Raw genomic sequence first — 12,483 nt, forward strand, 5'->3', positions numbered from 1 at the left:
TTCGATTTTATTAGTTCATTATAAAAAATATTCTGACAATTAAGTTTCAGTATCTTTACTGATTTTTACACAATCTTTACTTAAATTTTTTTCAACTGAGTCAACAACAGAAAAGGAAGAGGGAAACAGCTTTTCTTCTCCTAACTGTTGGTAATCTCTTTGTAAATAACCCCTTTTCATTTTTTCGAAATAGTGCTGAGCTTTTGACTGCAGTTCTTTCAAATCAATTTGAGGGATTTGTCTATCTTTCATAACTATTTTGCCATTTATAATAGAAAGTTTAATATCTCTTCCGGATCCGCTCATAACCATTGTTCGAATAGGATCGTCACTTACACCCATATGATATCCTTCTAAATCGACGACAATGATGTCCGCTTTTGCTCCTACAGCTAACCTACCAAGGTCTTCTCTACCTAAAAATTTTGCGCCACCTAGAGTTGCCGCTCTGAAAAAATCAGCAAAGGATGAACTTTCGACATCCTTTTCGTGCATACGGGAAATCATACTGCCTGCCCGAATGTTTTGGAAGATATCCGGAGGAAAAGTATCTGTCCCGATAGCTACGTTTACGCCTGAACGTTTGTATTTGGCAAAGGATTCTAGCCCGCTACCACGCCTTCCCATAATGACCGGACAGTGAATCACTGTTGTACCGGTTTCAGTTAAAATTTTGATATCGTCACCTTGTCCCGTTTCTGCTTCACTATATCCTGCTATGAAATTAGCATGGGGAATACCTGTTTTTGGTCCTAAAAACCCTACATTTTTAAGGTATTGAATTGGCGTGACGCCATGCTTTTCAACGATGGTGTGGTATTCAAAACTTCCTTGTGCAGCGTGAAGTTTAATCGGTACTCCTAATGACTCGCTATAAGCTTTTGTCTGTTTCAAACTTTCTTCTGTCTGGCATTCAATTCGCTCTGGTGCAAGCATGCCTCTCACTAAATCGTCATAGGTACCGTCAAATTCTTCTATAAACTTAACTGCTCGATCCAGACCTTCTTTGCCGCTTTCTTCGTCCCACATTAACTGAATGGTGCCATCTGGTTGTACAACGCGCATACCCGATTGGTAGCTCGGTCCCAAGTATATTCTTAACCCTAAATTTCCTGCATAATGCGCAGCTGATGCTAATTCTTCATACGTCTCTGCCCATTTTTTATAAAAGACGGACGTAATCGGCATAGCTGTTGTAATGCCGTTTAAGATTAATTGGCTATAGGCATAAAGAGATTTAAACGCTTCTTCCTCTTCTGTCATGACTTCCTGTGGACCATTCTTCATGTATTTTTCAGACCATAAAAGATTTTTTGATTTTTCATTATCTGCTTCTACGTGAATAATATCGTGGTCGATATCGCCAAGTGCATTTAAATCAATAAATCCTGGGCTTATCACGGCGTTTCCACAATCGATGGTTTCATCTACAGACTCGGTGTATTCTTTTCCTACATAAATAATGGACGTTCCTTCATAAACGACTTCCGCATCTTTTAGTATGACGTGATCCTCACCGTTATAGCCGATAACATATTGCCCTTTTAATTTTGTCTTCATGTAAGTTCCTCCTCTGTAATAGCAAACACATAGTCTGCTTCATCAAATCGTTTTTCGTCAACATAAGCGCGCGTTGACCCCCAGAAATATTTGGTTGGGGTCATGTATTTTTCCAAACCTGCACGCTCAATTGTTTCCAAAGCTTCCGCATTCGCTTCTTCGATTAGTTGATTTTCTTCAACAGTCGTTACGTTACGGTCAGTCATTAACACTTTTCCGTCAACAATGACATGATTCACATCATTTCCAACTGCTTGGTAAACTAACCGGTGAATATGCATAGTTTCAGGAGTTAAGTGCGCTTGTTTCATATTTACCGTGATAATATCTGCTTTTTTCCCAATTTCAATCGATCCAAGCTCGTCGTCCCACCCTATACATTTAGCTGCATCAATGGTGACCATCTCCAAAAGCTTGCCAGGAGGTAAATAATGCTCGTCCCTCATCGCCGCTTGATGAATCAATTGCGTTTTTCGCATCGCTTGAAACAGATCAAAACTAGTTGAAGGTGAAGTGCCATCTGTAGAAATGGCAACTGTCGCTCCAAGTTCGATGAGCTCTACAATCGGTGTTCTTGCTGTCATCTGAGTGATACTCGCACTCGTACTGACGTTGGTTCCGGTGTCTGCTAGAATTTTCACTTCATCAAAGGAAATCCCTCGACAATGTTGCAAATGAACGTCTGGTCCTAATAAAGCATAATCCTTGTCTTGAATTGCCATGTGAATCATTCCACCAAATGCATCCGAATGGATTCTCGTTTTGTACTTGTTGGCAATTTCTCTAATTTTACGTGCTTGGTAGCGGTCATGGTCAGTTAACTGATGCAACCTAGACGGCGGTGTAGGACCAGAACCTTCTATCGATGTCACAATGACAAAAGGGGTAACGAAAGCTCTTGTCCGGTCGTCATTGGCATGGTTCAACGCTTCAACAACCGCTTCTGTTCCTTTTAGTACATCTTGATAATCAACTTCTTTTGTAATTCTTTTGCCGTTTTTCCAGCGGCTGTATAGTTTCGGCCACTTAGGGTTGGCAGGCCCCGTACAGACGACATTGCGAATTCCGACTTCGTTATAGGCCTTTGCATGATTTAATGCAAAAATAGGGTCATCTGCTCTTGGTGTCGAACCGATCACGGAGACACCGGTCGTAATGCCAGCTTTTAATCGTTCTAATGCGGATACCTTTCCTTCGTAATACCAAAAATCATCTGTCACATAATGATTGTATGTATTGGTCATAATGGGAATCCACTGTTCCAAGTTGTCCATGGCGATTGTTTTAAACATCGAATGACCTCCATGACCATGAACATCAATCAATCCAGGTAAAATGCAGTGGTGCTTGCAATCGATCAGTTGTTTAGCTTCGTATTTCACTTCCAACACTGCAGTAAGCCCAACATCCAAAATTTTTCCATGATGAACCGCTACGGCTCCACCGTAAATAATACTTCGTTCTTTATTCATTGTGATTAGCGTGCCATTTATTAAAAGCAAATCAATCATGGTGCCACTCCCTCTTTATAAAGTTCTACTATCAAGTTAATTATTCATTATAGAGAAAAACTCGAGTGTTTAATTAAGCGAATAATACAACTTTTTAAACTATTTATACTTTTTTCGTTGTTTTTAGAAAAAATTCTTTATTTATTAACATCTCTTCTACTTTTAGAAGTTGATTTGCGACACAAGCAACTAAAAAAAGAAAGCAGCCAAATGACCGCTTTCCTTTCTTAGTTTATTTATCTGTTTAGTCTCCACTTATTTCGATATCATTTTCACCCGCATATTGTTTTGTCCAGTCACACAAATCATGAATTAGTGGAATAAGACTTTCTCCGTAATCAGTCATAGAATACTCTACTGTAGCTGGTACGGTCGGATACACTTTTCTAGAAATGATACGGCTACTTTCAAGCTCTTTCAGTTGCTCCGTAAGTACTTTTTGGCTAATTGTCGGAATGCTTTTTTTTAGCTCGCCAAATCTTTTACTCCCATTGATTAAGTACCAAAGAATCATCAATTTCCACTTTCCACCGATCAAATCAATTGTCAGCCCTAAAGAGCAGATATAGCTATTTTTAACTCCCATTACATCTCTCCTTATCCTCTCGGTAGTCACATTTTCGTAACTATACCACTTAAATGTGCCGTATTGTTATTCTAAAAACTCCTTTGTATGATGAAGATGTCCAGGATAATAAAGATCAATCGTCATACTATATAAAAAACAGATAGGAGCGATCAATATGGCCTACCCAAGAGCATTTTCACACATCGGATTATCGGTCACAGATTTAGACAGAGCCGTCACATTCTATAAAGAAGTTATGGGCTGGTATGTAATTATGGAGCCGGCAGAAGTAAAAGAAGAAAGTGACACACCCATCGGGCAAATGTGTATCGATGTGTTCGGCGCCGGATGGGGAACGTTCCGCATCGCACACATGGCAACTTCTGACGGGACTGGAATCGAAATCTTCGAATTTCCGAATAGCGAAAAACCCGAAAATAATTTTGAGTACTGGAAGTCAGGCGTCTTCCATTTTTGCGTTCAAGATCCAGACGTAGAAGGATTGGTTCAAAAAATAGTTGAACATGGTGGCAAACAACGGATGCCAATTAGAGAATACTATCCAGATGATAAGCCTTACAGAATGTGTTATGTAGAAGATCCGTTTGGCATCATATTTGAGATTTACAGTCACAGCTACGAAATCACTTATTCTTCAGGAGCGTATTGATAACTAAACAACCTCACACTGAATTTGAATTTAACTCCTCTGCATCTGTTAGAGGAGTTAAATTCATAACTTGAGCTTTAATTTTTCATTTTAACTGAACAAGAATCTTCGTAATGTAATGATCCTCGCCACTTTTTACTAATCCATCGTATATATACTCTTCCATGATATAATCGCCAATTTCATAGTGATTCCTGCGAATTTCTGAAAATAGCCGTTCATATGTGACATGGATCGTGTCTTCTTTTCCTAAATGATAGCCAACTGCATACATTCCTGCTGCGATTTTAAAAAATGGCTGACTTTTTCTTTGCTCTAGCTGCTTCATGTAGAGATAACTATAATTCGTATACTCGCCTTTTACTACTTGTTCGTGCAAAGTCATTCCACCAATTTGAAAGCCTGTATCTAAATTCTGTTCATTTAATGTATTGATGAATTGCGTGACTACCTTTGCAAAATCGTCGTCGTTTATATCGGTTATATTTGGACTCAGATACAAAAAACTTTCGGACAAATAGAGAAAGCTAACTTGATGGAAGTCTGTTTCTTCAGCCTCTTCTAGCAAGTTGATTTTTACATCCATCATCATTTCCAAATGATCCAACATTCTTTTTTTCGTCCGCACTTTTTCTTTTTGCTCAATCATCAAAGAGTGAAACAATTCAGGTGACTTCTGTTCCATATAGCTTTTAATTTCTTCTAATGACATCCCGAGTTCTTTTAATAGATAAATGACATTGAACACCTCCAGCTGCCGAAACGAATAAAAGCGGTAACCTTTTTGATTGCGATAAGCTGGTGTTAACAAGCCGATTTGGTCGTAGTAAATAATTGTTTGCTTATTAACTTTACATAATTTTGAAAAATCTCCTGTTGTCAAATATTTTTCAGTCACATGGAGGCTCCTTTCTTGACTACCTAGTTACTATATACCTTAAATTTTATCTATACACAAGAAAGAAAGGTTTTGACATGATGTTTACTGGAATTCGAGCGATTACAGACTCGAACAAACAAGAAGTTTTAAATTTAAAAGTGGCAGCGCAACAACGAGGATTTATCGAATCGGTCAGTCAGTGTTTACTAGAGGCTGAACAAGACACACGTTACGTCCCTTTGGCTTTATACAAAGAGAATGAAATTATCGGATTTTCGATGTACGGAAAATTTGATGAGCAGATTTGGTTGGATCGTTTTTTAGTTGACGAACGTTTTCAACAACAAGGACTGGGACGTTATTTTTTCCGCGTACTTGTTGACTATTTAACTGAACTCTATCCTAAAAAACCTATCTATTTAAGTGTCTTTGAACAAAACAAAGTAGCCATTCGACTTTATCAAAAACTAGGGTTTGGTTTTACGGAAGAAGTAGATGAAAACGGTGAAAAAATTATGATTTATCCGCATTAATGCACAAAAAATCCCAATCAGCAGCATTCGCTACTGATTGGGATTTTCTTTACTTAGTTTTGTAGATCAAAACGATCGGCATTCATCACTTTGTTCCATGCTTTGATGAAATCACGAGCGAATTTCTCTTTGCTATCATCTTGTGCATATACTTCTGAAATAGCACGCAGAATTGAGTTTGAACCAAATACTAAGTCAAAACGTGTAGCTGTACCGACTACTTCACCAGTTGCATTGTTTTTACCTTCGTATTTATTGAATTCTACTGGCGTCCAGTCGATGTTCATATCCAATAGCTTAACGAAGAAATCATTTGTTAACACGCCGCTATTAGTAGCAAAAGTTCCTTCTTTTACGCCTTGATAATTTGCATCTAATGCACGCATACCACCAATTAATGCGGTCATTTCTGGCGCTGTTAAGCCAAGTAGTTGTGCTTTATCAAGCAACATTTCTTCCGGGCTTACTGTGTATTCTTTCTTCTGGTAGTTTCTGAAACCATCTGAAACTGGCTCTAACACATCAAAGCTTTCTGCATCTGTTTGTTCTTCAAGAGCATCTCCACGACCTTGCGTAAATGGAACAGCTAAATCGAACCCAGCAGCTTTGACAGCTTGTTCAAGGGCTACATTTCCTCCAAGTACAATCAAATCAGCCATGCTTACTTTATTGCCAGTCGAAGCTTTAAGGTTTTCGTAAACAGCGAGCACTTTAGCTAATTCTGCTGGCTCATTTGCTGCCCAGTCGCGTTGTGGAGCAAAGCGAATACGTGCTCCGTTGGCACCGCCACGTTTATCTGAATTTCGGTATGTGCTAGCAGAAGCCCAAGCTGTTTTAACGAGCTGTTGCGAAGTTAACTCACTCGCCAAGATTTTCTCTTTTAGCTCATCCAACTCTTCAGTCGTTAATGTATGTGTTGCTGCTGGTACTGGATCTTGCCAAATCAATACTTCTTCTGGAACTTCTGGTCCCCAATAACGTGCTGCAGGTCCCATATCACGATGAAGAAGTTTGAACCAAGCACGCGCAAATGCATCTGCAAACTCATCCATGTTCTCATAATAGCGACGAGAAATTTTTTCGTATGCCGGATCCATGCGAAGTGCCATATCTGCTGTTGTCATCATTGTTTTCACTTTAATAGAAGCATCTTCTGCGTCAGGTGCCATTTGGTGTTCTGACAAATCTTTTGCTGTCCACTGGTACGCGCCAGCAGGAGATTTTGTTAACTCCCATTCGTATTCAAACAATTGCTCGTAATAGCCATTGTCCCATTTTGTTGGGTTAGCCGTCCAAGCGCCTTCAATACCACTTGAAATTGTATCACGGCCTTTACCAGAACCGTGCGTGCTCTTCCAGCCAATTCCCATATTTTCCATTACGGCTGCTTCTGGATCGTCTCCTACTTCAGCAGGGTCTCCCGCTCCGTGTGCTTTACCAAACGTATGGCCACCTGCGATTAGCGCAACTGTTTCTTCATCGTTCATTCCCATACGTGCAAAGGTTTCACGAATATCAACAGCACTAGCAAGAGGATCCGGTTTGCCGTTTGGTCCCTCTGGGTTTACATAAATTAAGCCCATCTGTACCGCAGCGAGAGGGTTTTCCAAATCGCGTTCACCTGAATAACGATTATCTTCTAACCACTCTTTTTCGTTGCCCCAATAAACATCTTCTTCTGGTGCCCAAATGTCTTCACGTCCTGCTCCAAATCCAAAGGTTTTAAAGCCCATCGACTCAAGTGCTACGTTACCCGTCAATAGCAATAAATCGGCCCAAGAAATTTTGCTGCCGTATTTTTGCTTGATTGGCCATAGCAAACGACGTGCTTTGTCCAAGTTTACGTTATCTGGCCAGCTATTTAATGGCGCAAAACGCTGGTTTCCGGTAGAACCGCCTCCGCGACCGTCTGCAGTTCGGTAAGTACCTGCATCGTGCCATGACATACGGATGAATAACCCGCCGTAATGACCATAATCCGCTGGCCACCAGTCTTGGCTATCTGTCATGACTTTGTGCAAATCTTGCTTTAATGCCTCATAATCCAATTTCTCGAATTCTGCTTTGTAATCAAATGCCTCTCCTAGAGGATTTGTTTTAGTGTCATGCTGATGGAGAATGTTGACATTCAGCATGTTTGGCCACCAGTCTTTGTTTTGTGTTTTTCCTGGCTTGTTTGAAGTCGTGATTGCACTATCTTTATGGCCACCTGTTACTGGGCATTGACCTTCTCCTGCTGCAGTGTGGCGCTTTTCTTCATTGTTTTCCATCTTTTAAAACCTCCTATTGAATAATGAAACCTAGTCGTACGTGCATTGAATGTGTGGAGATTAATTCTTACATTAGAATTATACTAAACTAGAAGGAAACTGAACAGTAATAAGCGTCTAACAAGAGAACCAATGTTTCATAGCCTCCTTAAATTAAATCAAAAATTCCAAATTTAACAAAAGTGGATATCTTTGCTTTTGTTAACTTGCATTTCGTTAATGTTAGTCATGCACTTTTTTACTCCAACAACTCTTCTGAAATCAACTTAAAGCCTTCAATCATCGTATCTTCCTCTACCTCGATCAATATACAGCGTTTGCCATCGTAATTAACTTGTTTGACGTAACGTAAGTCTTGAGGGCTGATGGCGATATCCGCTACTTTGGTGCTAATTTTGATGGATTTGGATGCATAACTTGGCACGATATGACTTGCTTTCATTTCATAGGTTTTGTCTTCCACTACGCTTTGGAACGCTCTTTCTACCTTTTCCGTGCTCACATCTTTTACGCCGCTTGCTTTTAGTACACGCGTAACTTCTGTGACATCCAAAGTAGGCGGTTGCTCATCTTCGTCATCACTTTCTGCTTCGATGACTAGCATTTGATTGATTTCATCATATAAACCCGCAAGCGTTCTCGAATTGACTTCATCACCAATGACCGCTTTCACAATTTCTTCAAACACGGTCTTTTCTTCTTCAGCTGTGAGAATTTCATCGCCATTTAAAACATTTTCGATAAATTGATAATCCGGTTTGTTTGTTTTACCAGCAGCATACAAAATACGGTTAATGTCTGCCGCATTATCTGTAAAACTTGGGAACAAGAACCCCCCGATTGGTGCAGATAGCTTAATAACAGGATCCATTAGCACATTGGACTTAAATTCTTTCTCCGCAAAGTCAAACACTAAGGAGCTTTTCGGCAGTTCCGTTTGGTTCATGCTACTAAGAATAAATGAAGTGGTGTACATTTCATCTCGGAAATCCATGTCCGATTCGTCCGTCTTGCGTTTGGTCGTCTTAAAATAGTTGCCACGAATAAACGTAACGACCATATCCTTTTCGTACGGGTGGTCTTCAACCATTTTCAAGGCGATACGCTGCATGTTTGTTTTCCAGTCACTAACTTCATCTGCTTGAAGTCCTTCATATAAAAGTCGTTGTGTATGATCTACTTGTCCTTCTTCTTGCGGTTGAAATTTAACTTCAAACAGCTTTTCATCAAGCTTTCCGCCTAAAACTTTTTTGAAATTGGCCAGAAACAATTCTTGTTGTTCCCGGTCTAACAAAGAAAATGAGCGACTCTCTTCGTGATAGATTTCACTGCTTTCTTGTTGGATGTAGACATTATAAATTTCACCGATTTTCAGTAAATCTGTATCTAACTTAAATCGTTTGCGGATATCGGCTATCTCTTTTTTATTCATTGCTATTTCCAACTCCCTAACTAATAAACTCCATGTCATGACAAAAGAGCATCAAAGCGATAGGTTCGCCTTTGATACTCCCTTATTATAACAATGATTAGACAGTAACAAAAAGTGAAAAAGAAATGACTACATTAACCTCAACTATTTGTTTTAACGTTTCATTTCAAATGCTCTCTGATGAAGTCCACGCATCTGCTCTGTCAGTTTAGAAGCAGGACCGTCGACAACTGTGTCTTTAATAACTTCTTCAATAGCTAACCTTCGAACACGCGATGAAGCGGTCGCACCCATTTCACTCAACCACTCAGCTGATTGCTGTGACGAGCTTGCATAGACGATTCTTCCTAAACCTACCAATCCGTGAGCTGCTGCACACATCGGACAATGTTCGCCTGACGTATAAACCGTCGCTGTGCTCCGTTCTTCCGGCGACAAGTGATTCGCGGCCCAGCGTGCAATCGCAAACTCCGGATGCTGGGTATGATCGCCGCCTGCTACGTGGTTATGGTCTTCAAAAAGAACGGCTCCCTCCACCGAAACAAGAATAGACCCATATGGCTCATCTCCTTTTTCAAGGGCGGTTTCCGCCAACTCTACACAACGTCGCAAATACGTTAAATCCTTTTCGGTAATCATCTTTACTCCCCCTTTTTGTTCGTAACACGTTAACTAGAAATTCCAACCGACGCGTTTTCGTACTGTGCATCGCTTAAGGCTTTGACGATAAAATGCGCAACATCCGCACGAGGAATTGATTTCGACTTATCCGGCACACCTGTCGCAGCTTCTTTGTACTGCCCTGTAAACGCGCCATTTGTTAATCCCATCGGTCGAACAATGGTAAAGGTCAGTCCGTGTTCTTGAATCAAATCTGTAGCTGCTCGGTGATCGATTAGCGGGTTCTTCAGCATCTTCATGATTAGCTTCCCACTGACACCTGTGAGTTCATTATGAACACCTGCAGATGCCGTGTAGACAATGCGCTTCACACCGTGTTCCTCCATGCCCATGACAATATTTTTTGTCATCTCTTGAAGTTCTGTTGACTGCTTCATTCCTTGACTAGAGCCTAAGCACGATACAACTGCATCATGCCCTGCAATGGCTGCTGAGACTTCTGCTGTGTTAAAGGCATCTCCTTGGATAACAGTTAGATTCTCGTGTGTTACTTGTAACTTCGTTGGTGTTCGGACAAATGCCGTAACCTTAAATCCACTTTCTATTGCTTGCTTGACAACCGATTGACCTACGCCACCCGTAGCGCCGAATACGATAATGTTCATTGCGTTTCACCCTACTTTCTTATGATTGGTATACCCTTTTTTCATTTAAAAATCAATCTATCTTAACTGTCTAAAAAATGCACACCGCGTTCAGGATTCTGACACCGGCTCACAAGCTTTTAAAAGTAGCTCGTATCACCAAGTCCTTTATACATTCTCGCCCACGATTCAAAAAAACAGACGGAGAAAAAGAACATCTTTTTCTCCATCTGTTTTATTTTAGCGGCGTATGGGACAGATCCTTAACTAAAAAGACATGACCTTAAAAAATAACATCAACTACACTTACTGAAGTCGTTCTGAAATAACCTTTACTGCCTTCACAAACTCTGCAACGAATGCTTCGCGATTAACGCTGTGAAGAACATGCACATTTGGCGTTTTCCCGGAACGATTCGTATAGTCAACGACTGTCGCACCTGCTGCTAGTCCTTCTAAAGCGACTTCTACAAAGCAGTCCTGACCTTCGAAAAACTCCGGTTTCAATAAATACATAACGGCGCAAACATCATGGAAATGCAGCACTTGATCGTAATTTTCTTCATGGAAAGAGGTTCTCTTGATGACATCCAAATAATACGTCACCAAATGATAAGCTTTCTCCGCAAACTCCGTACCAATGTTTAAAATGCTTTTTGCTTCTTCGATTGTGACAAACGCTTTATGAGTGACGTCTAATCCACTCATGACAACCGGTACACCCGAACGGAACACAATCTCTACTGCGTGTGGATCGACGTACGCATTAAACTCCGCAGTAGGTGACATATTGCCACCTACTGCCGCTCCGCCCATCCAGGAAATCCGCTCAATTTTTGGTTTTACTTCAGGGTGCGCAAGCAATAACGCCGCCACATTGGTTAGGGGTCCTGTTGCCACAATGGTGGTTTTCTCATCACTCGCCATAATCGTTTCCAGCATGGCTGTGACAGCTGGTCGTTTACTAACTGGTAAAGTCGGTGCTGAAAACTGCACATTGCCAAAGCCGCTTTCCCCGTGAATGTCTTCCGCTACTTCGAGTTCACGGAACATCGGCTGCTCCAATCCACGTGCAATTTCAACGTCGGCTCCGATATAACTTAAAAAAGAACGAGCGTTGTAATTTGTCTTGTCTTGAGAGATATTTCCTGAACACGTGGTAACAAGTCGTACGTCCAGTGTTTCACGATTAGCAAATGCTAAAGTTAGCATCATTGCGTCGTCGATTCCTGGGTCTGTATCGATGATGATTGGTAATCTTGTCATAGAGTGAGCCACCTTTACATTTTTAAGTATCGTTGCTTGCAGGAACGCTTTAGTTACTTAATTTGCGGTAAATTTTTAGTAACTGATCTCGTTCTTCAGTAGTTAAGGTTTCAAATAATTTTTTTCGCAAAGTAACGCCTTCTTTGTTAGCTCTTTTGACCATCTCTACCCCTTTATCTGTAATGGATAAAATAATCATTCGACGATCGGATTCAGACGTTGTTCGGACGGCTAACTTTTTACTGATCAACTTTTCTGCCAAATGGGTAATTGTTGGAGGAGTCAATCCTACTTCTTTGGCAATATCCGAAGGAGAGCTTTTTCCGTGTACCATCAAACGAGCGAGCACCAAAATGTGAGAAACCCCCAAGTCTTCATTAAATGATTTGTTCCACTGAACAATTAAGTTATCGGTTACTTTATCCATATTGTGTATAATTTCAAAAATAGTTTGTTCACTCATGCTAATGAATCCCTGCTTTCTACTAAATAAGAGCCCCTATTGGCTAGGGGCTCTTATTATACATA

The 12,483-nt window shown here is 40.5% G+C and carries 12 protein-coding genes; 2 read left to right on the forward strand and 10 right to left on the reverse strand.

All coding sequences use genetic code 11. The annotated features are described in order from the left end of the window. Positions 1–39: 39 nt before the first annotated feature. The 3 genes from AJGP001_RS17005 to AJGP001_RS17015 form a co-directional block, all read right to left on the reverse strand. Positions 40–1,560, reverse strand: coding sequence for an amidohydrolase family protein (locus tag AJGP001_RS17005; protein WP_078080799.1), 1,521 nt, complete (start codon positions 1,558–1,560; stop codon positions 40–42). Next, positions 1,557–3,071, reverse strand: coding sequence for an amidohydrolase family protein (locus AJGP001_RS17010; protein WP_078080800.1), 1,515 nt, complete (start codon positions 3,069–3,071; stop codon positions 1,557–1,559). The genes AJGP001_RS17005 and AJGP001_RS17010 overlap by 4 nt, the downstream gene beginning before the upstream one ends. 244 nt (positions 3,072–3,315) lie before the next feature. Continuing rightward, positions 3,316–3,657 (reverse strand): winged helix-turn-helix transcriptional regulator, encoded by a 342-nt coding sequence (locus AJGP001_RS17015; protein ID WP_071152922.1) that lies wholly within the window; start codon positions 3,655–3,657, stop codon positions 3,316–3,318. 157 nt (positions 3,658–3,814) lie between these two features. Between AJGP001_RS17015 and AJGP001_RS17020 the strand changes: the two genes are divergently transcribed. Beyond that, the gene (locus AJGP001_RS17020; RefSeq protein ID WP_058383910.1) at positions 3,815–4,309 is read left to right on the forward strand and encodes a lactoylglutathione lyase family protein; all 495 of its coding nucleotides are present in this window, start codon (positions 3,815–3,817) and stop codon (positions 4,307–4,309) included. Positions 4,310–4,394: 85 nt separating this feature from the next. Here AJGP001_RS17020 and AJGP001_RS17025 read toward each other — a convergent pair whose 3' ends face one another. After that, positions 4,395–5,207: a MerR family transcriptional regulator gene (locus AJGP001_RS17025; protein WP_071152923.1), complete on the reverse strand. Its 813-nt coding sequence runs from the start codon at positions 5,205–5,207 to the stop codon at positions 4,395–4,397. A 77-nt stretch (positions 5,208–5,284) separates the two neighbouring features. Here AJGP001_RS17025 and AJGP001_RS17030 point away from each other — a divergent pair, with 77 nt between their 5' ends. Further along, entirely contained in the window at positions 5,285–5,722 is a 438-nt protein-coding gene (locus AJGP001_RS17030) for a GNAT family N-acetyltransferase (protein ID WP_245830222.1), read from the forward strand. A gap of 53 nt (positions 5,723–5,775) precedes the next feature. Here AJGP001_RS17030 and katG read toward each other — a convergent pair whose 3' ends face one another. The 6 genes from katG to AJGP001_RS17060 all read right to left on the reverse strand — a co-directional run bounded on the left by katG (position 5,776) and on the right by AJGP001_RS17060 (position 12,418). Beyond that, positions 5,776–7,992: a catalase/peroxidase HPI gene (gene katG, locus AJGP001_RS17035; RefSeq protein ID WP_071152924.1), complete on the reverse strand. Its 2,217-nt coding sequence runs from the start codon at positions 7,990–7,992 to the stop codon at positions 5,776–5,778. Between the two features lie 238 nt (positions 7,993–8,230). Next, complete coding sequence (locus AJGP001_RS17040) at positions 8,231–9,424, reverse strand: DUF4317 domain-containing protein (RefSeq protein ID WP_071152925.1); 1,194 nt, start codon at positions 9,422–9,424, stop codon at positions 8,231–8,233. 153 nt (positions 9,425–9,577) lie between these two features. After that, positions 9,578–10,063: a nucleoside deaminase gene (locus tag AJGP001_RS17045; RefSeq protein WP_071152926.1), complete on the reverse strand. Its 486-nt coding sequence runs from the start codon at positions 10,061–10,063 to the stop codon at positions 9,578–9,580. Between the two features lie 29 nt (positions 10,064–10,092). Continuing rightward, positions 10,093–10,710: an NAD(P)-dependent oxidoreductase gene (locus AJGP001_RS17050; RefSeq protein WP_071152927.1), complete on the reverse strand. Its 618-nt coding sequence runs from the start codon at positions 10,708–10,710 to the stop codon at positions 10,093–10,095. Positions 10,711–10,995: 285 nt separating this feature from the next. Then, the gene (locus AJGP001_RS17055; protein WP_071152928.1) at positions 10,996–11,955 is read right to left on the reverse strand and encodes a nucleoside hydrolase; all 960 of its coding nucleotides are present in this window, start codon (positions 11,953–11,955) and stop codon (positions 10,996–10,998) included. 49 nt (positions 11,956–12,004) lie between these two features. After that, positions 12,005–12,418, reverse strand: coding sequence for a MarR family winged helix-turn-helix transcriptional regulator (locus AJGP001_RS17060; RefSeq protein ID WP_071152929.1), 414 nt, complete (start codon positions 12,416–12,418; stop codon positions 12,005–12,007). Positions 12,419–12,483 lie beyond the last annotated feature (65 nt).

The sequence above is a fragment of the Planococcus faecalis genome (assembly GCF_002009235.1).
GTDB classification, from domain to species: Bacteria; Bacillota; Bacilli; order Bacillales_A; family Planococcaceae; genus Planococcus; species Planococcus kocurii.